The sequence below is a fragment of the Streptomyces sp. NPDC058198 genome (assembly GCF_042882605.1).
Classification (GTDB): Bacteria; Actinomycetota; Actinomycetes; order Streptomycetales; family Streptomycetaceae; genus Streptomyces.
In genome coordinates this window covers 104,844-125,538 of the sequence record NZ_JBHVVP010000006.1, presented here as the reverse complement: position 1 = coordinate 125,538, position 20,695 = coordinate 104,844, and the positions used below count along the sequence as shown (strand labels likewise).

Genomic DNA, 20,695 nt, shown 5'->3' with positions numbered 1-20,695 from the left:
CTCACGCGGCGGCGATTCCCTGCCTGACCTGACGTGCCGCGTAGTCCTCCGGGACGCCGACCGACACGGCCGCGTCCTTCAGCGCCTGCCAGACCGTTGCCAGCCCGCAGGGCCCCGGACAGTCCCGGTGAGCCCTGGCGATCGCCCTGGCCCTGGCGTAGGCGGCCGTCCCCGCGCCGTTCGTCCGGTGGGCCGTGATGTGCTCCTGGGCCATCTGAAGGCCCCGGCTCAGGAACGGCCCGGTGTGTCGGCACCCGTTGCCCACCTGCCGCTCCCACACCGTCCCCGGGGAAGAGGCCACCCGCGCCGCTCCGCTGGACAGGACGACGCGGATCGAGGAGGAGCGGGAGGTGGCCTCTTCCCTGTTGGCCAGGGACAGGACGGCCTCCGGGAGCCGGACCATGCCGCCGCTCCCCCGGCCGCGCCACACCGCGTACGCCATACGGGACTTCAGGTCGACCCCGGGCCGCACGGCGTTCGAGGAGGCCATGCCGCCCAGGTACAGCCAGTGCTCACCCCGGGTGGTCGGCACGGTGCGGGTGGCCGGGAGCGTGGCCCTGGCCCACTCGACGGCCGCCGCGTCGTCCAGGTCCACGACCGTCACGCCGTCCGTGAAGGCGCCGCCGGGGTGCCAGCCCACGCCGTCCGCCTGGAGCCAGGCACGGCGCCACGCCGGGGACGTGATGACGCCCTGATCGGTCGTGGCCGCCGCCCATCCGTGGCAGGGCCTCGGGCACTCGCACCAGCCCTGGGAGCGCATGTGCGGCCGTCCGCCGCACCGGTTGCCCTCACACGCCGGGCACAGCGACAGGGGCCGCTTTCCACGGAGCGGGAAGACCGGCACCCCGAGGGCGGCCAGCTCCAGGGCCGTGGCGACCTGCCCCGTGCTCATCGCTGCGCCTCGGGGTCGATGACCTGTCCGTTCAGCCACGCTTCGATGTCCGCGCGCCGGTAGCGGGTGTGTCCGCTGCGGCCCGGGGCCTTCAGGTACTTGGGGCCCGTCTTGTAGTACCGGTGGGCCCGGAGGGTGTGAACGCTGATGCTGTACTCCGCCGCCACCTCCTGGGGCGTGAGCACCGCCTTACGAGCCTCCGCCACCTGCACCGTTGCCATATCCGCCTCCTCTGGTGCTGAATTCGCACCATACGTTGCCGTAAGTGATCCAGCTCTGAGCATAGACCGGCCAAACGCTGCGTCAAGCGGCTAAAGGCATCTCAGGCTGCACCACGAGTGACGACAGGGCTCAACCTCGGGACAGGTTCACCAGGTTGGGGAGGACGGCACGTCAGAAGTCTTTTTCGGCGCGGCCGTTGGCGCCTACGCGGCGGGGAACTCCGCCAGGAGGGCGGACACCTCGGGGACGTCCCGGAAGTCCTCCAGCCGCTTCAGGACGACGGCCGCGCGCCCGTCGGTGCGGTCGCTCGCCATGTCGGCCGACATGCGCACCATGCGGTCGGCCGTGGCCGCCGCCTCCTCCGGCTCGTTGGCGTCGGCCAGGGCGACAGCGAGCCAGGACAGATACAGGGCCACCTCCCGGGCATGCGTCGCGTCGTACTGCCCCAGGACGTCACGCAGGCGCGGGACGGCCCGCAGAGGCCGGTGCAGCTCTGTGTACACCCGGGCCTCCATGACCTGGAGTTCACCCGGCGAGACCCAGTAGAGGTACCCGGGCTCCTCCGTGCCGGGGGTGTGCTCCGTGATCGCCTCCCCGGCCTCTCCGAGTGCCCGCATGGCGGCCTGCGCGTTGTCGGTCCCTCCGGCCTGCGTGTGCGCCCACGCCACCCGGTCGAGGTACAGGGCCCGCGCCCGAGGGGGAGCACCGGCCGCGCCGTCGGCCGCCGCCCGCGCCATGGCCACGGCCTTCAGGGGATCCCCCACGTTGGATGTCTGGTAGGCGAGCGAGCCCAGGAGGTTGCCCGCCAGCGTGGCATCCCCGGCCTGGTGCGCCGCCGACAGGCCGAGTCGGTAGATGCGCTCCGCGTCCTCATGCTGGCCCGCGTCCGAGGCGATCCAACCGGCGACCTGCGCCAACTCGCCTATGGCGCAAAGAAGTTGACGCCCGGTGTCGTCCGTGAACGTCGACTCCCGGTAGAGGGTCACGGCGGCCCGCAGCTCCCGCAGGGCCCGCCCGATCAGGTCGCGCCCGTACACGACGTCATCGGCCAGCCGGAGGCCGTGGACCCGTCCGTTCAGGTCGGCCACCGTGCTGGCCCCGATCAGGCGCCCCTCACGGACCGCCAGGGGGGCGAGCGGGTCACCCTCGGGCAGGAAGTCGGCCACGGTCGGCACGGACGCTGTGGCGGCCGTCCTCTCCACGGCTGTGGCGCGCTCCAGGGTCTCCAGGTCCACGCGGAACACGGCGGCCAGGAACGGGAGCCAGTCCCGGGGCGTCCGGCGGCCGGTCTCCCACCGGTAGACGTGCTGCCGGTCGAGCGTCGGCGCTCCCCCGGCCAGGATGTTCAGCTTGCGGGCAAGGTCGGATTGAGACCAGCCACGTTCCTGGCGCAATCTCCGGATCATCGGACCGATGTTTTCCCCGCCTGCCATGGCCTCATTGTGGATTACAGACAGGACTACATGCAGGCACTCCCTGCGGCCCTCTCCCGGGCGGTTCGCTGGCAGGTACGCCAGCACGCGAGAAACGACGGGATCATGCCCATGGGATACCAGGAACAGCCGCCGACGATGCTCGGTCACGGAAAGCTGCCTTACCCGGCCGGAACGCTCGTGGTGGACACCATCTCGGAGCGCACGGGCCACCTGGTCGGCGTAATCGAGGAGCGCTCGAAGGAGTCCGGCAAGGTCGTGAGCGCGCAGGCGTTCATGCGGCCGGAGGGTGGCGGCATCGAGTGGGACGTACCCCTTGATCGCATCGAGCCGGTGGCCGGTGACCAGGGCTGACGGACCCCTCCGGCGTACACATGCCGTACAGGTCACCTCTGGCCGCCCCTAGCCGCTTCGCTACACCCCTAGCAGCTTCCCGCGCAGGTCAGAGGTACTTCCGGCACATGGCCCCTGGTCAGAGAGACGCACAGGCCACACAATAGATGCGATGCCGGAATACGAATTTGTCGACGTGTACGTGCCGCGCGGGGTCTCCCGCAAGGAAGCGGCCCGTCTGCTGACCGACCATGCCGAGTACGGACACTGGGAATTGGACCGCTTGAGCCTGCACCGGGACGGCAGCCGCAGGGTGCGGCTGCGTCGGCGCATCATCCGTCAGGTGCGCGCCACCTGGTGAGAACAGCGGAGCGGGCCCCGCTGTCGCGAGGCCCGCCCCTGTCCGTCCGTGCGCTTCCGACTACGCGGCGGCGCGGGCGCGGCGGTAGAGGATGCTGCCCGCGAGCAGCAGTCCGGCGGCCGCCGGAATCGCCATCCCGAGTGAACCGGCACCGGTCTGAGCGAGTACGTCGTGGCCCGCGGGCTGCGCGACGATCTGCGTCTCAGGGGTGTTCGGGGTCGGACGGGTAATCGGGTTGTCGGGCTGCTCGGGCGTGGCCGGCGGCGCGACAGCTGAGTCGTTCTCGCAGTCGCTGCCCGTAGTGGGGTTGAGCAGGCCACCGATGGTGACGCTGTTCCCACAGGCGTTCACGGGAAGGTCGATCGGCACCTGGATCGAATTCCCGGAACCGATACCGGGTGAGTTCGACGTGCCCCCCTCCGCGTGCGCCCCGCCGGACGGCGCGGTGTGCGATCCGCCCTGGTACGAGCCGTCGGCCTGCGCACCACTGCCCGGCGTGGTGGCGTGCGATCCGCCGCCGTAGCCGTCGGACGCGGCGCCCGACGTGGTGTCCGACGTGTTGGCACAGGTGTTGCCGAGCGCCGGGTTGAGCAGCCCGACCACATTGACGGTGTTCCCGCACACGTTCACGGGGACGTGCACCGGGGCCTGGACGGAGTTCCCGGACAGCACGCCCGGAGAATTCGCCGCGATGCCTTCGGCACCCGCGTCCGCCTGTGCGTAACCGCCGCCGAGCGCGAGCACTCCGCCCGCGGCCGCAACCGTAATCAGGCCTTTGCGCGTGACCTGTCTCATAACTTCGATCCCTGCCTTCTGCCTTCAGGACTGCCCCTGGGCTTCGATGCCGGGGCAGGATGCCCAGCGGCCCCGAAGTGCATGGCGCGCACTCCGGGGCCGCCAGGGCTCAAACCCATACGGGTCGGAGGTACGACGTCACGCGTTGACGCAGGCGTGGCCGAAGGCGGGGTTCAGCAGCCCGACCGCGGAGACCGTGTTGCCGCACGCGTTCACCGGCACGTGGACGGGGGCCTGGATCACATTGCCCGAGGCCACACCCGAGGACCTGACAGCGGCACCCTGGGCACCCGAGTCGGCGACGGCCATACCCGCGCCCGCGAGCACCAGACCACCAGTGACAGCCGCAGCAGCGACGACCTTCTTGATCATTATTCCTCCTTGTTGGCAAATGCGGTCCCAGCCGCGGACCGCAACACCTGTAACGAAGAGGAACGAAATGAGGCTACGAGCCTATGGTCGCATTCACTCTTTTCAGTCGGGTGTGCACACGCTGTCGAATAGACGTGCGTCGCTCAGCTGTGGTCGATGAACCGGTCCAGGACGCGCACACCGAATTTCAGGCCGTCCACCGGCACCCGCTCGTCCACGCCGTGGAACATCCCGGCGAAGTCCAGCTCCGGCGGCAGCTTGAGCGGCGCGAAGCCGAAGCCGCGGATGCCGAGGTCGTCGAAGGACTTGGCGTCGGTGCCGCCCGAGAGCATGTAGGGAACGGCCCGCGCGATCGGGTCCTCCGCCGAGAGCGCGGTCTGCATGGCGTCCACCAGCTTCCCGTCGAAGCTGGTCTCCAGGGCCTTGTCGCCGTGCACGTCCTCGCGCGTGACGCGCGGGCCGAGGATCCGGTCGAGGTCGGTCAGGAACTCCTCCTCGTACCCGGGCAGGAAGCGGCCGTCGACATGGGCGCTCGCCTGGCCGGGGATCACATTCACCTTGTAGCCGGCGCCGAGCATGGTGGGGGCCGCGGAGTTGCGCAGGGTGGCCCCGATCATCTTCGCGATGCCGCCGAGCTTGGCGAGGGTGGCCTCCATGTCCTCCGGGTCGAGGGGGGTACCCAGCGCGTCGGACAGCTCGTCCAGGAAGGACCGTACGGTCTTGGTCACCCTCACCGGCCACTGGTGACGGCCGAGCCGGCCCACGGCCTCGCACAGCTCGGTGATGGCGTTGTCGTTGTTGGTCATCGAGCCGTGCCCGGCGGTGCCGTCCACGGTCAGGCGCATCCAGTGCATGCCCTTCTGCGCCGTCTCGACCAGATACAGCCGCAGGTTCTCGTTGACGGTGAAGGAGAAGCCGCCGACCTCGCTGATCGCTTCCGTGACGCCTTCGAAGAGACCGGGGTGCTTGTCGACGAGATACCGCGCGCCGTAGGTGCCGCCCGCCTCCTCGTCGGCGAGGAAGGCCAGCACGATGTCGCGCGGCGGCTTGCGGCCGCTGCGCATCCGGTCGCGTACGACCGCGAGGGTCATCGCGTCCATGTCCTTCATGTCGACCGCGCCACGGCCCCAGACACAGCCGTCCGCGATCTCACCGGAGAAGGGGTGGTGCTGCCAGTCGTCGGCGTTGGCGGGGACGACATCGGTGTGGCCATGGATGAGCAGGGCGGGCTTTGAGGGGTCCTCACCCTCGATCCTGGCCACGGTGGAGGCGCGGCCCTTGTGGGACTCGAAGATCTTCGGTTCGAGGCCCACTTCCGCGAGCTTCTCCGCGACGTACTCGGCGGCGGCCCGCTCCCCAGGGCCCGAGTGGTCGCCGTAATTACTGGTGTCGATCCGGATCAGATCACGGCAGAGGTCCACGACCTCGTCCTCGCCCGAGACGGTCCTGCCCGCGTTCGGCTCGCCCACGCTGCTCACTCCCACGGTCGTTGCTGGTGGTCCTCACATCCTCCGCGATCCCGGCCCGCTTCCCAAGGGCGGCCCCCGGCCGTCATACGCCCGTCACACGGGACGGGCACGTGATCGGGCACCGTTGAATGTTTGCTATGGTTTTCCACGTCGGAACGGCCCACGGCCCTCCGGCAGACACCTTGTCCGGGTGGCGGAATGGCAGACGCGCTAGCTTGAGGTGCTAGTGCCCTTTATCGGGCGTGGGGGTTCAAGTCCCCCCTCGGACACCAGGGGTAGGTCACACAAATACCCTGTTTGGCTTCACAGAACTCCCAGCACGGACTCGTCCGGGCTGGGAGTTCTGCTGTGTTGGGGGATCTTGGCCGGCGAGGATGCGCCGACGATGCCTGGTCGGCGTGCGCGGGGTCGCTGGTGACTGGTCGCGAGGGGCGCAGCAACAGGACGTAGCGAGTCAATCGCTGTGCTGAATCACCGCTCAGCCTGTGGCACACCGAGCACATCGGGGTGCGTATCACGGCGTCATTCCCACAACTTCCTGGCCTTTCTCGGATTCACCGTAGCCCTCTGCTGCTATAAGCAGCTCGTCCGCCGCACCACATAGGAAACGGTCTCCATGGCGGAACAAGCGACGCTCACTCATTCAGTCGATGGGCAACTCGCTCGCCACCGCATACCCTGTGTGCGGATCAGCGAGGGGCCAAAACCGGGCGAGACTTCCCTATCTCACCCATGGCCAGTAAATCCAGCCGGCGGTCATCACCATGGGAGATCACGCATGAATGATCACAAGAATTCGAACGAGGTTTCTCGGCGTCAATTCGTCGCGTTCTCCGGCGTCATTGGTGCGGCGACGCTCCTGGCCGGTGCGGGAGCGAGCGGGAGCGCGGCCGCGGCAGCAGGACCGGTGCACGGAGAGCCCTTGTCCGACCCATGCCCCACCTCCCCTCCCGGGGCAGGACCGAGCCCCTGCCCCCCTGCTCAGCTTCAGTCCGTCTGCGGCAGTCCCACCGACAATGATCCGCTGTGGAATGATGTCCGGTACTGCACTCACGGGACACTCCCGCCGCCGCAGTCCGGGCCCAACTGCTTGAAGACAACCCCGAATTACGTCGTTCTGCACGGCAAGCCGGAGACCCAGCACAATTATCTCCTGGCCCCCAGTTGTCGGATCACAGGTATCGAATGCCCGTTTCTCACGACCTCTGGGGCGGCGAACTACTGGAACGACGCATGGGGGAACGCGAGGAGCGGGGGGAGCGTCCCCGTGCAATATCCCAATATCGGATTGGGGATCAACTCGCAGAACGCCCGGCGCTTCAACCAGTTGCACATTCACATGGCCGGCGTCAGGGCGAGCACGCAGAGGCGACTGCAAGAACTCGAAATGATGGGCCGCATGGCCACCCACCCCGCACAATGGGGTGCACCGCCCTACCAGGTACCCATCTCGGGCCCCCAAGGCACAGGGGATCGCACGTACCGAGTTCTCAAGCTGCCCGACCTCGGGCAAAATCTTTTCATGCTGCTGCACCGGTATGTGGTGGTGCCGTCCGGGCTGGACATGGCGAATCAGACACTGATCGTGGTGCCGAAGATGACAACCGCCGGATTCGCTGGGACCTTTTATGTCCTCAACAGCGACAATTCGCTCCACGACGGTACGAGCACCTGTGACTACTTGCTTGTGTACAGCTGACGCCGTCGCTCGTGTTGGCGGCGGTACTCGCCAGGGGCTTTCCCGTACTCGCGTTTGAAGGCGCGGTTGAACGCGGATTCCGAGGTGTAGCCGGTCAGCCGGGCGATGGTGTGCAGGGGGGTGTCGTCGAGGCGGAGCAGGGTGCCGGCCGAGGTCATCCGCCACCAGGTGAGGTACGTGAGGGGTGGCGTGCCGACGAGGGTGGTGAAGCGGCGGGCGAATGCCGCTCGTGACAGCCCCGCGCGTGCGCCCAGTTCTTCCACGGTCCAGGGGTGGGTGGGGTCACCGTGGAGGTGATGCAGTGCGCTGCTGACCGCCGGATCGGACAGGGCTGCCGCCCAGCCGGTGGTGGCGCTCGGGGCCCGCTCCTTGTACCAAGTGCGCAGGATGTACAGCAGCATCGTGTCCAGCAGGCTGGAGACGATGGCGTCGGAACCGGGGTTGCGCTCGTTGAGTTCGTCGCCGAGGAGAGCAACGACGGCCGAGAGGGGAGCCTGCCGGCTGACTCGGGCAGGCAGGTGGATGAGGTCCGGGAGCTCCGCCAGGAGCGGGTGCGGGCGGGCGCGGTCGAGTTGGTAGGAACCGCAGATGAGTACGGTGGCGGCCGCCGCGCCCTGAATTTCGGTACGGGGGATCCAGGCGTCGTCCAGGTCCTGGGTGGCGTCGACGAGCGCACTGGACGGGTGGTCGGCGAGGGCGAGTTCCTGCCCGTGAGACACGAAAACCACGTCGCCCGCCGCGAGAGCCGCCGGTGCGGCGTTACGCGACAGCAGCCAGCACCCGCCCTCAAGCACCACATGGAATCCCGGGCCACTGGTCGGCGCGAAGCGCAGGCCCCAGGGTGCGGTGAGGTGGGTACGTGCCGAATGTGGCCGGCCGGTCCGGATCGTAGCTACCGCGTCACTGACGACGTCCATGAGGGAAACTCTACCTGGGAGGGCTCATGCGAGACGCACGGTCAAAGAAGCGAGACTTTTAGGCATGGATCGTCTCGCCGGACGGCTCTAACGTCGGAATGCGTCAGGTGCTCCGGATCGGCCGGCCACCGACAGCGTCCCGAGACCGAGGAACCATGACCCCCACCCTTTCTTCAACCGTGTCCCGTTCTGCCGCGGAGGGCGGCGAGTTCGCCGGAAAGCGTGTCCTGGTGACAGGAGGGACGCGCGGGATCGGCGCAGCGATCGTCGACAGGCTCACCAGGGCCGGTGCCGCGGTCGCCTTCACCGCCCGCTCGGCGTCCGCGTCCGCGCAAGAAAGCGAGCTGTTCGTACGGGCCGACATCGGCACCCGGGAGGGGATCGACGTGGTCACCCGGCATGTGAACGAGCGGCTGGGCGGGGTCGACATTCTCGTCCACAACGTGGGCACCGACGGAGACCAGCACGTTCCGCTGCTGACACAGGAGGACGCTGTGTGGCAGTTCGTCATGGACATCAATCTCTTCGCTCCCGCACGGCTGGACCGGGCGCTGGTGCCCGGCATGGTCGAGCGCGGCGCGGGAGCTGTTGTCCACATCTCCTCGCTCTCCCGCTCGATCCCGAGCGCGAACCGAGTTCCGTACGGATCGGCCAAGGCCGCTCTGTCCCACTACAGCAAGGGGCTGGCCAACGAAGTCGCCCCGAGCGGGGTCCGCGTCAACAGCGTCACTCCTGGTTTCACCGAGAGCGACTGGGGCCGCTCCTTCGTCGCGACCTTCGCGGACAAGGCGGGAGTCGACTACGAAGAAGGCCGCCGGATGGTCATGAACGGGATCGGCGGCATTCCCCTCGGCCGGCCGGCCCGCCCCGAGGAGGTGGCCGAACTGGTGGCCTTCCTGGTCTCGGACCGGGCGTCATCGATCACCGGCGCCGAACACGTCATCGACGGCGGCACCAAGCCCACTGTCTGATCCAACTGCCTGATCCGACGCCCAGCAAGGAGCTGCACCTCTTATGAACACCACCCCCATCGAGCTGCCCGACGCGGTGAGCCGCTACCTGGAGGCTCACCTCGTCCGGAACACCCCGACCGCCCTCTCGGCATTCCACGAGAGCGCCACCCTCACCGACGAGGGCGTCACCCACACCGGCACCACCGCCATCGAGACATGGCTCAGCACAGCGGCGAGCGAGTTCACCTTCACCACCGAACGGCTCGGCGCCGAGCAACTGGACGACACCCACTGGGTCGTGACGAACCGGCTGGAGGGCGACTTCCCCGGCGGGCGCGTCGATCTCCGCTACCGCTTCACGCTCCGTTCCGGCCTGATCGAGGACCTCACGATCGCCCCCTGACCACGGCCACCGCCGGAAGACTCGCTGTCCCTCACGCAGTGGCCGACGAGGGTCAGGTGCGGGGGGCGGCTATGAGGGCGGTGGTTTCCATGGGGAGTCCCGCGATGTGGTCGATGTCGAAGCCGGCCCGGTCGAGGAGGCTCCGGAACTGGCCGATGGAGCGGTGCCGGCCACCGTTGGTCATCAGGAGGTGGAGGTCCCACAGCGCGGGCAGCACGGTGGAGTTTTCGTCGGTCACGGTGCGGTCGAGGACCAGGAGCCGGGCGGCGGGGCCGGTCATGGCGTGGCGGCAGTGCTGGAAGGCTTCGACGACGTCGTCGTCACTCCAGCCCGCGAGGACGCGGCAGAAGAGGTAGACGTCGCCGCCCTGGGGGACGGCCTTGAACATGTCCCCGGCGTGGAGTCCGACGCGGTCGAGGCCGACGGTGCGGGAGAGGTATTCGCGGGCGATCGGTATCACGTGGTCGCGGTCGACGAGTTCGCCGCGGGCGTCGGGGGTGGCCTCCAGGATCACGGAGAGGAGGTGGCCGTTGCCGCCACCGCAGTCGACGATGGTCTTGCCGCCGGAGAAGTCGAAGATGTCCGGGACGTAGTCGAAGAAGAGGTTGCCGGCCTTCATGGTCCGCTGGAACCGGACAGCCATGTCGGCGTGGTCGTCGAGGTAGGGGTAGAGCGGCTGGCCGTAGGCGAGTTCGAAGCCCGCGGTCAGGGTGGTGAAGCATTCCGCGGCGCGGCCCCAGGCGGTGTAGAACTCCTCGCCGTAGAGCAGGCACATGTCCCGCATGGTCCCGGGCTGGTCCAGGAGCGCGGCGGAGACCGGGGTGTTCCGGTACCCGGTCCCGTGATCCCCCTCGAACACACCCATCGCCACCAGGAGACGCATCAGGCGGCGGATGCCCTCTTCCTCGGCGCCGGTGGCCTCGGCGAGTTCCACGCCGGTGGTCCGGCCGGCTTCGATGTGATCGGGCAGGCCGAGCTTCGCGGCGGTGTGGACGGCTTGTGCCCGCCATCCCCCGGTGATCAGCTCGACTACCTCTTGGGCCGCCTTCAGATCGGCTTTCACTGTGAATTCTCCAGTATGTCGAGGGATTGCTGCGTCGCGTGTGGGGAATCCCTCTGGGTTCAGGTGGGAATCTCGCCCCGCCGGATCACCGGAATTTCTATGCCCAGCGCCCGGAGCTGGTTGTACGGGTTCATGAATTCTCGGTTCTGGACGATTTTTCCGTCGTCGAGCAGGAACGAATGGATGAAGTGGTTCTTGTAGTGCCCCGGCGGGTAGCCCGGGAAGAGAATCGCACCCTCGCCGTCGCACTCGACCCAGAACCGGTTGGGATCCTGCGTCTCGAAAATCTCGACGTTGTACCAGACCCAGTCGGGGAAGCACTCCAGTGACCAGGCACCGTGTGCCTTCAGCTTGTCCTGGCCGCGCGAGACGATCGGCTCCTCGGTGTCGGCCGTGTACAGGCCGCCGCTGCCCTCCTCGGTGAAGAGGAGATAGCGGCTCCGGCGCCCCTCGCCCTTCCTGCTCATGTAGTCCTCGACCACGGCTCGGTGGCGGCGCCGGAGTTCCGCTTCATCGTCGGACGCCGGTTTGTTCACGGTGGCTTCGGCCATTGCCAGACCTCACAGGAGAGACGACGGATGGTAAATCCAGGAATTCGCTGGCGGGTCTGGAATACCTTATACGGGGCGCCGGGTGTCCAACCGGCGATTTCCGTCCGTTGGACACCCGGCACCCCGCCACTTGGACGGACCCGACTTCTTGCAGGCTCCGGACCGGACCGGTATTTTGCGTGAATGCTTGATTATGTAGTCGCCGATGTTTTTACCGATGAGCCTCTCTCGGGAAATCCGGTGGCCGTCTTCCTGGACGCCTCGGAGCTTTCCGCCGTACAGATGCAGCGCCTGGCCCGGGAGCTGAATCTCTCGGAGACGACATTCGTCCTTCCGCCACGGGACGGAGGTGATGTGCGGGTCCGCATCTTCACCCCGGTGAACGAGCTGCCCTTCGCCGGCCACCCGACTCTGGGCACCGCGATCGTCCTGGGCGCGTCCACCCGGCGAGAGCGGATACTCATGGAAACCGCCGTGAGTACCGTTCCGTTCGAGTTCGACCGGGGCCCGGACGGCGCAATCCGCTCGGCCAGCATGCGGCAGCCGATCCCGACCTGGGAGATGTACGAGGAGGCCGAGGACCTGCTCGCCACGCTCGGTGTGAAGTCCTCCGTCCTGCCGGTGGAGGTCTACCGCAACGGCCCGCGCCATGTGTTCGTCGGACTCGACAGCGTGGCGGCGCTGTCCGCGGTGCGGCCCGATCTACGGGCGCTGGCCAAGCACTTGGACATGGCGGCCAACTGCTTCGCGGGGTCGGGAAGCCACTGGCGGATGCGCATGTTCTCGCCCGCCTACGGCGTCGCCGAGGACGCGGCGACGGGGTCGGCCGCCGGGGCGCTCGCGGTGCACCTGGCGCGGCACGGTCTGATCCCGTACGGACATCAGATCGAGATCCTCCAGGGCGTCGAGATGGGCCGTCCCTCCACGATGCTCGCTGCCGCCGGCGGCAGCGAGCATCGGGTCGACACGGTGGAGGTGGCGGGCTCCGCGGTCATCGTCGCCCGTGGGGCGTTCCAGCTCTGAGGCCGGACGATGTCATGGCTGGAGCCGGCCGGCGGTCCAGCCGGCGTCGGCGCGGTCGTAGCGCAGCCGCCGGTGCAGCCGGTCGAGGCTGCCGTGCCAGAACTCCACCGCGGACGGCTTGAGCAGGTAGCCGGCCCAGGCCGGCGGTCGTGGCAGCGGCTCTCCGCTGTCCGCGAGGATCCTGGCCTGTTCCCGCAGCGTCTCCTCGTCCCCCAGGGGTTCGCTCTGCCGGGCCACGGCCGACATCGGATGGGTGGCGCGGGGGCGGGCGTGCCACAGGGCGTCGGACTCGGCGTCGGAGAGCCGGCCGGTCGGCCCGGTGAAGATGATCTGCTGCCTGGTCTCCCGCCAGTACCAGACGCCCGAGGACCATCTGGTGGCCGCGATGTCATGGCCCTTCGGGCTGGTGGCGTGGCTGGTGAACACCAGTCCCTCGTCGGTGAGTTCGATGGTCTGGACGATCCGGTTGGAGGCATGGCCCGCGGTGTCGGCGGTGGCCAGCGACAGGGCCCCCGGTTCGCGTACTCCCAGCTCCTGGGCGGTCTTGAACCAGTCGCGGAAGAGGGCGATCGGGTCCGCCGGCGGCTCGTCGAACTCGGGCAGCGCCAGATCGACGGAACCGGCGAACGTCTGAGGATTGTCTTCGGGCATGTCGTGTCTCCCTGGGTCGACGGGATCGTTGAGGTTCGCGCGGGGTCAGGCGTCCGGTTCAGCGTCGTAGACCAGTCCGAGGCCGGACAGCGCGGCTCTGCTGTACTCACCCTCGACCGTGGCCTCGACCTCGAACTGCACCCGCTCGGTGGGCGGATAGCCGATCAGCTGGGCGGCGCGGTGCGGCGGCAGCGGCTGCTCGCGGGCCCCGGCCGATTCCCACAGCATGACCGCCCCCCAGCGGTTGCCCGGGCGGTCCGAGATCCAGAACTTCAGGCGCAGGCCCTTGACCGAGGTCCACGGCGGCACCCCCTCGTCCCGCAGATACTCCCGCAGTGAGTCGATGCTCTGCTCGGACTCGGTCAGATCCCACCAGGCGATGGTGACGATCATGCGCGTAACACCTCTTCCATGTGTGTGGCCCAGATGTGCTGCCCGTCGCGGGTGAGCACCGATTCGGCGTGGAACTGCATCGAGGCGAAACGCGGTCCGCGCAGCGCGTGCACCTCGCCGCTTCCGGCGTCCCTGCTGACCTCGATCCGGCCGACGCCGGGGTGGTGGATCTCGTCCTCGCCGCAGCGGGCGGCGAACGCGTTGTAGAACCCGGCGAGCACGCGGGTGCCGAACAGGTCGATCTCGCGCCGGGTGCCCTGGTTGCAGACGTCGCAGCGCCGCACGTCCAGACCGAGGCGCCGGCTGAGCACCTGGTGGCTGAGGCAGACCGCGAGGAACGGGCGCCGCCGCGCCAGCAAGGAGCCGATCGCCGCGTGCAGATGGGCGATGCGGGGATCTCCGGTGTCGTTGGGATCGCCGGGCCCCGGGCCCATGACGACCAGGTCGTGGTCGTCGAAGGAGTACTCCTCGTCGAACCGGCGCACCGTCACCTGAGGTCCCAGGGACCGCAGCTGATGGCCGATCATCGCGGTGAAGGTGTCCTCCGCGTCGACAACCAGCACACGGCGGCCGGCCAGGGCCGGCACCGGCCTTCCGCGTGCCGAGTCCCCGGCGAGCCAGAACCGGGCGAGGTCCGTGTTGCGGCTCTCCAGGGCCGACCGTACGGCCGGGTGGTCACCGAGGCCGCCCCGCCGGGCGCCCTCCGGGGCCGGCCGTGTCGCGGGGTGCTCGCCGGCGCCGTCCTGGCGGCCACCGTCCAGGGCGGACAGCAGACCGGCCGCCTTCGCGCTGGTCTCGGCGGCCTCGGAGACCGGATCGGAGTGCCGTACGAGGGTGGAGCCCACCCCGATGCTCATACGGCCGGCGCGGTCGATGTCCGCGGTGCGGATCAGAATGGCGGAGTCCAGGGACCGGCGGCCGCCCTCCCGGCCGATCAGGGCCATGACGCCGCTGTAGTACCCCCGGCCCTGCGGCTCGTACCGGCTGATCACCCGGCACGCGCTCTCCAGCGGGCTCCCGGTCACCGTCGGCGCGAACAGCGTCTCGCGCAGGATCTCCTGCGGCTCCCGGCCGGACCTGCCCTCGATGAAGTACTCGGTGTGCGCCAGCCGCGCCATCTCCTTCAGGTGCGGACCCACGACCCGGCCACCGGCGTCACAGACGCGGGCCATCATCTTCAGCTCTTCGTCCAGCACCATGTACAGCTCGTCGCTCTCCTTCTCGTCGGAGAGGAACTCCAGTACGTCGGAGAGCACAGGCCCGCCCGGCGGGTACCGGTGGGTACCGCTGACCGGGTTCATGACCGCCGCGCCCGCGCGCAGGCTGATGTGCCGCTCCGGGGTGGCGCCGACGAAGGTACGGGCGCCGGTGTGCACGATGAACGTCCAGTACGCGCCCGACTCCCGTTCGCACAGCCGGCGGAAGAACGTCAGCGCGCCGGCCGGGCCGTAGCCCTCGATGTCGGCGACGAACGACCGCTTGACGACGAAGTTCGCCCCCTCGCCGCTGCCGATCTCCTCGGCGACCACCGTGCGGACGATCTCCGCGTACTCCTCGTCGGCCACATCGAAGCGGCCGTTCGCCAACCGGATCGGGACGTCGGGAATCCGCCCCAGCACCTCGGGCAGCGACAGCACGGCCTGCTCCGTCACCCGTAGCGCGAGGAGCGGGGCCCCGTCGTCGACGCAGGCGAAACCCCGTTCGGCGATCTGCCGGTAGGGGACGATCACCAGGACGTCCTGACCCTCCCCACCGGCTTCCCCGGGCACCGGGATCCCGGCGAGGGAGTCCAGCTCCGACAGGTCGCCGACCAGCACGTCCAGCCGGTCCTGACCGGTCGACTCCGGACGGTGCAGCAGCGCGAACGGCGGCGGCCGGCCGCTCAGCACCCGGGCCAGCGGATCCGCGGTCACGCCAGGACCTCCGCGTGGCCGACCACCATGGCGCAGCGCTGCGCCGCGTATTCCAGGGTCAGCCGGTGGTGGTTCGCGGAGAAATCCCCGATCGCGTCGGCCACCAGGAACGTCTGGATGTCGTTGGTGAACGCCTCCACCGCGCTCGCCAGCACCCCCACATGCCCGTACACGCCACAGACGACGAGCTGGTCACGCCGGCGCGAGCGCATCCATTCCAGCAGGTCCGAGCGGTGGAACGCGCTGTAGCGCCACTTGGTGAACAGCCGGTCGTCCGGTCCGGGAGCCAGCGGCCCGACCACCTCCCGGTCCGCCGGGTCCGTGCGCATCCCCGGACCCCAGAAGTCCTTCAGCAGGCCGCGCTGTTCGTCGGTCATGCCACCGGGCTGCGCCGTGTACGCCACCGGCACGTCCAGCTCGCGGCAACGGTCCCGCAGCGCGGCCACGTTCCGTACCAGCTGGTCCCGCAGCTCTTCGGGTAACGGCCGCAGGAAATATCTCTGCATGTCGTGGATCAGCAGCACCGCACGCCCGGGATCGGCGGCCCAGTCGGCGGAGTTGGCCGGGAGATCGACGGCGGTGGGCAGCGCGTACGGCTCTATGAGGGGAATACTGGACATGCGTGGCTGTCTCCTTGAGAAGGCATACGTCCCGTCCGGGAGGTTCGTGGCGCTATGTCGAGCGTGGGGCGTTCCGGGCCAATTGCTCGGCGACCACCCTCCATCCCCGGGCGCACTCCATCGCCAGGTTCGCGATGGCGTGCCGACGGTGGGCGGGGACGCTGTTCGCGAGGTTCTCCCATGTCTCACTGCTCATGGCATGGGCTTCCATCAGGCGCAGCAGGGTGCGCCCGTTCTCGCTGTAGCGGAGCGAGGGGTCCGTCCTGAGCCGCTGGACCACCGCCGCGCGATCCGGTGGCTCTTGCTCAGGCCCCGCGTCGGCTCGCGCGTCGCCCGGATCCGGCCGCGGGGGCTGCTCGGGCGTCCACCGCACAGCGTCGGGCTCCCGTTCGGCCGGCTCCTCGTCGCTCAGCAGCCGGGTACGGACGGACCGCGCCGTCTCCGGTGAGATTCCCACCGCCTTGGCCACCTGACGGAGGGACAGCTCGGGTTTGCGCAGGATGAGTTCGGCGGCGAGCCTGCGCTTCTCCGGGGCGTCGGCGGGCCGTACGCGCCCGTCCCGCCCGATCCTGCTGCCGGGCCGGCGCGTCGTCTCGGCGGGGTGCCGGCGGCGCACCTCGGCGACCGTCTTGGCGGAGAGGCCGGTGACGGAGGCGGTCAACCGGTCCGACCACTGCGGATGCGAGGCGATGATGCGCGCCGCGGCCGCCTTGCGGTCGGCCACGGAGAGCGGCAGCCCGCCCGCCAGGTTCGCCTGCACCGCGAGGACGAACGCCTCGGCCTCGTCCCCTTCGAACATCCGGGCCGCGATGAACTCCTGGTTGCGGAGTTCGGCGGCGCGCAGCCGGTGCAGGCCGTCGACGACGCGCATGGTCGCCCGGTGCACGATGATCGGCGGGAATTCGCCCAGGGCTCCGGCCAGCGTCCTGATGTGCTCCAGGTTCTCTCCCGTGGTGCGTGGCGTGTCGGCGATCACCAGTGACCCGATGACGACCTTGACCACCGGCCCCCGCATCTTCCGCCGGCGCCCCGGAATCGCTTCCTCGCATTCATATGGAAGCCCACTCTCCCCGGCGAGAGGACCCACCGCTGAATTCGTCACCATCCACACCCCAAACATCGCAAGGAAAGAAAATAAACCTCCGATGAGGATCGGCCGCCACAGTAGGGAGTCAATGCCGAAAGCGTCAATATCACAAATGACGCAGACGGTGCACCGCATCACGGGCTCCGCCGGAAGCGCCGCCGGCCCCGCCGCACCACCGGGATCCGCGGCGCTGCGGGGATCGGGCCGGAATCCAGTTCCGCTCGACTTTCGCTCTAGGCCCGGTCGAAAAAATCGTTTTCCGGCGGAGCCCCCGGCGGCGCGGCAGGGACCTCCCAGGGCAATGCGCCGCATATGAGGGTCAGGAATACCGCCGTACCGAACCGTCCAACTGACATCTTTCCCCGGTTGGACACGCGTTGATCACGGGCGGCGTTCACCAATCCGACCCTGGACAGCCACCTGGGGACCTGATAAAAGAATTCACGCAGCCCAGGTGGGAACTGCTGCCGCTTTTCGGACGCATTTCATTCCCCACACCTCGAGAGGCTCACCGATGGCCGACATCGCCGTGAATGCTCCGCTTTTCGGATCCCCGTTCCCGCACGATCATCCTGCGACCAGGAGTGACTCCTTATGTGTGGTATTGCCGGCTGGGTCGCCTACGACTCCGATCTCACCAAGCGCCGCGATGTCCTGGACGCGATGACGGGCACCATGGCCTGCCGGGGCCCGGACGACTCGGGCACCTGGGTCCGGCCGCACGTGGGCCTGGGCCATCGGCGCCTGGCGGTCATCGACCTCGCGGGCGGCAGGCAGCCGATGGAGGTACGGACGCCGGGCGGCACGGTCGCCATGGTCTACACGGGCGAGGTGTACAACTTCACCGAGCTGCGCGCTGAGCTGGAGCGCAAGGGGCACCGCTTCCGGACGGCCAGCGACACCGAGGTCGTGCTGCTCGGCTACCTGGAGTGGGGCGAGAGCCTGGCCGATCAGCTCAACGGCATGTTCGCGCTCGCGATCTGGGACGAGCGGGAGAACAAGCTCGTGCTGATCCGCGACCGGCTGGGCGTCAAACCGCTCTACTACTACCCGACCCGCGACGGCGTGTTGTTCGGCTCCGAGCCGAAGGCGATCCTGGCCAACCCGTCGGCCCGCAAGGCGGTCGACACCGCGGGCCTGCGGGAGCTGATCGGGTTCACCATGACACCGGGCTGGGCCCTGTGGAAGGACATGTACGAGGTCGAGCCGGCCACCGTCGTCACCGTCGACGCACGAGGCATCCGCAGCCGCGCCTACTGGAAGCTGGACGCCAGGGAGCACACGGACGACCGGGAGACGACGGTGGCCAGGGTCGGTGAGCTGATGACCGACATCGTGCGCCGTCAGCTCGTCGCCGACGTACCGCAGTGCGTGCTGCTCTCCGGCGGACTGGACTCCAGCGCGGTCACCGGCCTCGCCGCGGCCCGCCTGGCCGAGCAGGGTGAGCGACTGCGCACGTTCTCGGTGGACTTCGCCAACCGGGAGGAGACCTTCCAGGCCGACGCCAACTGGGACAGCGCGGACACGCCCTACATCCGCGACGTCGTGGAACTGGTCGGTTCCGACCACCGGTTCGTGACACTCAGCCCGCACGAGCTGACCAACCCCGAGCTGCGCCGTGCGGTGATCACCGCACGGGACATGCCGGTCGGCTTCGGCGAGACGGACACCTCGCTGTATCTGCTGTTCAAGGCCATCAGGGCGGAGTCGACGGTGGCGCTGTCCGGGGAGTCGGCGGACGAGGTGTTCGGCGGGTACCGGTGGTTCCACGACCCCGTCGCGGTCAACGCCGATACGTTCCCCTGGCTCGCGTTCCGGAGCCCGATGAGCGGCGACCGGTCGGCGCCGCTCCATCCCGACCTGCGCCGCGCCCTCGATCTCGACACCTACGTCGCCGACCAGTACGCGACCGCGGTGGCGGGGGTCGAACACCTGGCCGGGGCCAGCGCCCACGAGCGGCGGATGCGCACGATCGGCAATCTGCACCTGAGCCGGTTCGTCCGGATGCTGCTGGATCGCAAGGACCGGGTGTCGATGGCGGTCGGACTCGAGGTGCGGGTGCCGTTCTGCGACCACCGGCTGGTCGAGTACGTGTACAACACCCCGTGGTCGCTGAAGAGCTTCGACGGCCGGGAGAAGAGCCTGCTGCGGCACGCCACCGCGCATGTGCTGCCGGAGTCGGTGCGCGGCCGACTGAAGAGCCCCTATCCGTCCACCCAGGACCCGGGGTACGGGGCGGCCCTGCAGCAGCAGGCGAAGGAGGTGCTCGCCGACGACGGCCACGCGGTGTTCACCATGATCGACCGGACTTGGCTGACCGATGCCGTCGCGAGGGATGTCACCATGCCCAGCGGCGACCGGCGCGGCCTCGAACGGGTGCTGGATCTGTATCACTGGATCGACCTCTACCAGCCCGAGATCCACCTCGACTGACCGTCTCTCCAGGGGCCGGCCTCCCCCGGGCCGGCCTCCCCCGGGCTGACCTGGGAGCACCGAGGGGCGCCGGCGATCCGCTCGCCGGCGCCCCGTACGCTGCGCCGCGTACTCACCCCAGGACGAGGCTCACGCCATGAGCGGGGCGAAGGGGTCGATCACCCGGTCGTCGGCGCCGCCGCGCAGGCCCCGGCTGCGCCGGAGATCCCGTACGACGGTGAGCCGGCGCATCCAGCGGTCGGTGCCGTCGTAGCGGGGCTGGAAGGTGCCGCGTCCGTGCAGAGCGCGGTAGTTGTCCACCAGCAGCAGGTCGCCCTCGTCCAGGTTCACCGTCGTGGCGCCGCGGCCCAGCTGCTCGGCCAGCTTCTCAAGAGCCCGCGCCGCCCGTTCGTCCCCCGGCCTGGCCCGCGTGTACGGGAGGTCGACCCGCAGGTACGGCGCGTGCCGGGAACCGAACATCACGGGGCGCAGCCGTGCCGCCGACTCCGGGGTATCGCCCGTCCTGCGCAGGTGCTCGGCGTCGGGCATGATCAGGAACCGGGGTGAGAACAGCGTGTCGACGTCCAGCCGGCCGAGATCCAGGGCCGCGGTGGTGACCAGGCTGCTGGGTACCCGGTCGTGGTTCCTGAGGCAGAGCAGGGCGAGCGCGTCGCACCGCTCGTCGCTGAAGCAGTCCTCTATGTGCAGTTCGAGGTCGGCCTCGCTGCTGTGGCCGGTCTGCTGGAGCTCCTCGCCCTCGATCGGCAGCATGTCGTTGAACAGCCGGCCGTCCTGCAGGCTGGACCAGCCGATGGGGTCGCCCAACCGGGCGGTGACCAGAGCGAGCCAGAAGTCCTGACGGACCGTGGCGGCGGGGTCGCGTTCCTTCCAGTGGGCCGGGGTCGGACCGTCCGCGCCGCGCACCGGTCCGCCGCGGATCACCAGGGCGGCCACCGACTCCGCGTACCGCAGCTCCTGGACGGCGTCCCGTACCCCGGCCGGCAGCCGTGACGCGAAGTCGCCCGCCTTCCGCAGGAAGAGCGGATCGTCGGCGGCGTCGAACTCCTCGCCCACGGCGTCGAGCACGGCCGTACACTCCCGTGCGGCCTGTTCCGTGAGGGACAGTTCCCGGA

At 69.1% G+C, this 20,695-nt stretch carries 22 protein-coding genes and 1 tRNA gene; 8 read left to right on the top strand and 15 right to left on the bottom strand.

Features of this window, described 5'->3' with window-relative positions:
• Position 1 precedes the first annotated feature (1 nt).
• The 3 genes from ACFVWW_RS21750 to ACFVWW_RS21740 form a co-directional block, all read right to left on the bottom strand.
• On the bottom strand, positions 2–892 hold the full coding sequence (locus tag ACFVWW_RS21750; protein WP_386879040.1) for a bifunctional DNA primase/polymerase: 891 nt from the start codon (positions 890–892) through the stop codon (positions 2–4).
• Positions 889–1,113, bottom strand: coding sequence for a helix-turn-helix transcriptional regulator (locus tag ACFVWW_RS21745; protein ID WP_386879041.1), 225 nt, complete (start codon positions 1,111–1,113; stop codon positions 889–891). Before ACFVWW_RS21745 ends, ACFVWW_RS21750 begins: the two co-directional genes overlap by 4 nt.
• 204 nt (positions 1,114–1,317) lie before the next feature.
• A complete protein-coding gene (locus ACFVWW_RS21740) occupies positions 1,318–2,547 on the bottom strand; it encodes a helix-turn-helix domain-containing protein (protein ID WP_386879042.1) in 1,230 nt (409 codons plus the stop codon).
• Between the two features lie 30 nt (positions 2,548–2,577).
• On the opposite strand from ACFVWW_RS21740, the gene ACFVWW_RS21735 reads away from it, so the two are divergent.
• Positions 2,578–2,901, top strand: coding sequence for a hypothetical protein (locus ACFVWW_RS21735; RefSeq protein WP_386879043.1), 324 nt, complete (start codon positions 2,578–2,580; stop codon positions 2,899–2,901).
• A 151-nt stretch (positions 2,902–3,052) separates the two neighbouring features.
• A complete protein-coding gene (locus tag ACFVWW_RS21730) occupies positions 3,053–3,241 on the top strand; it encodes a DUF5703 family protein (RefSeq protein ID WP_030354641.1) in 189 nt (62 codons plus the stop codon).
• 60 nt (positions 3,242–3,301) lie between these two features.
• Here ACFVWW_RS21730 and ACFVWW_RS21725 read toward each other — a convergent pair whose 3' ends face one another.
• The 3 genes from ACFVWW_RS21725 to ACFVWW_RS21715 form a co-directional block, all read right to left on the bottom strand.
• Positions 3,302–4,036, bottom strand: a complete 735-nt coding sequence (locus tag ACFVWW_RS21725; protein ID WP_384183029.1) for a chaplin — start codon at positions 4,034–4,036, stop codon at positions 3,302–3,304.
• A gap of 138 nt (positions 4,037–4,174) precedes the next feature.
• Entirely contained in the window at positions 4,175–4,408 is a 234-nt protein-coding gene (locus ACFVWW_RS21720; RefSeq protein WP_386879044.1) for a chaplin, read from the bottom strand.
• 143 nt (positions 4,409–4,551) lie between these two features.
• Positions 4,552–5,877 (bottom strand): M20/M25/M40 family metallo-hydrolase, encoded by a 1,326-nt coding sequence (locus ACFVWW_RS21715; protein WP_386879045.1) that lies wholly within the window; start codon positions 5,875–5,877, stop codon positions 4,552–4,554.
• Positions 5,878–6,061: 184 nt separating this feature from the next.
• Here ACFVWW_RS21715 and ACFVWW_RS21710 point away from each other — a divergent pair.
• Together ACFVWW_RS21710 and ACFVWW_RS21705 are read left to right on the top strand one after the other, a co-directional pair.
• Positions 6,062–6,149, top strand: a tRNA-Leu gene (locus ACFVWW_RS21710).
• Between the two features lie 344 nt (positions 6,150–6,493).
• On the top strand, positions 6,494–7,576 hold the full coding sequence (locus ACFVWW_RS21705) for a CDP-diacylglycerol diphosphatase (protein WP_389679943.1): 1,083 nt from the start codon (positions 6,494–6,496) through the stop codon (positions 7,574–7,576).
• On the opposite strand, the gene ACFVWW_RS21700 is transcribed toward ACFVWW_RS21705, so the two are convergent.
• Positions 7,555–8,493, bottom strand: coding sequence for an AraC family transcriptional regulator (locus tag ACFVWW_RS21700; RefSeq protein ID WP_384183021.1), 939 nt, complete (start codon positions 8,491–8,493; stop codon positions 7,555–7,557). The genes ACFVWW_RS21705 and ACFVWW_RS21700 overlap by 22 nt on opposite strands.
• A 179-nt stretch (positions 8,494–8,672) precedes the next feature.
• On the opposite strand from ACFVWW_RS21700, the gene ACFVWW_RS21695 reads away from it, so the two are divergent.
• Together ACFVWW_RS21695 and ACFVWW_RS21690 are read left to right on the top strand one after the other, a co-directional pair.
• Positions 8,673–9,464: an SDR family oxidoreductase gene (locus tag ACFVWW_RS21695; RefSeq protein ID WP_384334062.1), complete on the top strand. Its 792-nt coding sequence runs from the start codon at positions 8,673–8,675 to the stop codon at positions 9,462–9,464.
• A gap of 43 nt (positions 9,465–9,507) precedes the next feature.
• Positions 9,508–9,849, top strand: coding sequence for a nuclear transport factor 2 family protein (locus tag ACFVWW_RS21690; protein ID WP_384183017.1), 342 nt, complete (start codon positions 9,508–9,510; stop codon positions 9,847–9,849).
• 52 nt (positions 9,850–9,901) lie between these two features.
• On the opposite strand, the gene ACFVWW_RS21685 is transcribed toward ACFVWW_RS21690, so the two are convergent.
• Both ACFVWW_RS21685 and ACFVWW_RS21680 read right to left on the bottom strand, forming a co-directional pair.
• On the bottom strand, positions 9,902–10,912 hold the full coding sequence (locus ACFVWW_RS21685; RefSeq protein ID WP_384183014.1) for a methyltransferase: 1,011 nt from the start codon (positions 10,910–10,912) through the stop codon (positions 9,902–9,904).
• A gap of 59 nt (positions 10,913–10,971) precedes the next feature.
• Positions 10,972–11,463: a PhzA/PhzB family protein gene (locus ACFVWW_RS21680; RefSeq protein ID WP_384183011.1), complete on the bottom strand. Its 492-nt coding sequence runs from the start codon at positions 11,461–11,463 to the stop codon at positions 10,972–10,974.
• Between the two features lie 183 nt (positions 11,464–11,646).
• Between ACFVWW_RS21680 and ACFVWW_RS21675 the strand changes: the two genes are divergently transcribed.
• Positions 11,647–12,486 (top strand): PhzF family phenazine biosynthesis protein, encoded by an 840-nt coding sequence (locus ACFVWW_RS21675; RefSeq protein ID WP_386879047.1) that lies wholly within the window; start codon positions 11,647–11,649, stop codon positions 12,484–12,486.
• A gap of 12 nt (positions 12,487–12,498) precedes the next feature.
• Here ACFVWW_RS21675 and phzG read toward each other — a convergent pair whose 3' ends face one another.
• Genes phzG through ACFVWW_RS21650 form a run of 5 tightly spaced genes read right to left on the bottom strand, consistent with a single transcriptional unit; the run spans position 12,499 to position 17,066 of the window.
• Positions 12,499–13,137: a phenazine biosynthesis FMN-dependent oxidase PhzG gene (gene phzG / locus ACFVWW_RS21670; RefSeq protein WP_386879048.1), complete on the bottom strand. Its 639-nt coding sequence runs from the start codon at positions 13,135–13,137 to the stop codon at positions 12,499–12,501.
• Positions 13,138–13,182: 45 nt separating this feature from the next.
• On the bottom strand, positions 13,183–13,530 hold the full coding sequence (locus tag ACFVWW_RS21665) for a hypothetical protein (RefSeq protein WP_384183003.1): 348 nt from the start codon (positions 13,528–13,530) through the stop codon (positions 13,183–13,185).
• Positions 13,527–15,443: an anthranilate synthase family protein gene (locus tag ACFVWW_RS21660; protein WP_386879049.1), complete on the bottom strand. Its 1,917-nt coding sequence runs from the start codon at positions 15,441–15,443 to the stop codon at positions 13,527–13,529. Before ACFVWW_RS21660 ends, ACFVWW_RS21665 begins: the two co-directional genes overlap by 4 nt.
• On the bottom strand, positions 15,440–16,063 hold the full coding sequence (locus ACFVWW_RS21655) for an isochorismatase family protein (protein ID WP_386879050.1): 624 nt from the start codon (positions 16,061–16,063) through the stop codon (positions 15,440–15,442). The genes ACFVWW_RS21660 and ACFVWW_RS21655 overlap by 4 nt, the downstream gene beginning before the upstream one ends.
• A gap of 52 nt (positions 16,064–16,115) precedes the next feature.
• The gene (locus ACFVWW_RS21650; protein WP_386879051.1) at positions 16,116–17,066 is read right to left on the bottom strand and encodes a ParB N-terminal domain-containing protein; all 951 of its coding nucleotides are present in this window, start codon (positions 17,064–17,066) and stop codon (positions 16,116–16,118) included.
• 678 nt (positions 17,067–17,744) lie between these two features.
• Between ACFVWW_RS21650 and asnB the strand changes: the two genes are divergently transcribed.
• Entirely contained in the window at positions 17,745–19,583 is a 1,839-nt protein-coding gene (gene asnB / locus ACFVWW_RS21645) for an asparagine synthase (glutamine-hydrolyzing) (protein WP_386879052.1), read from the top strand.
• 129 nt (positions 19,584–19,712) lie between these two features.
• On the opposite strand, the gene ACFVWW_RS21640 is transcribed toward asnB, so the two are convergent.
• Entirely contained in the window at positions 19,713–20,648 is a 936-nt protein-coding gene (locus ACFVWW_RS21640) for a TauD/TfdA family dioxygenase (RefSeq protein ID WP_386879053.1), read from the bottom strand.
• Positions 20,649–20,695: the final 47 nt, after the last annotated feature.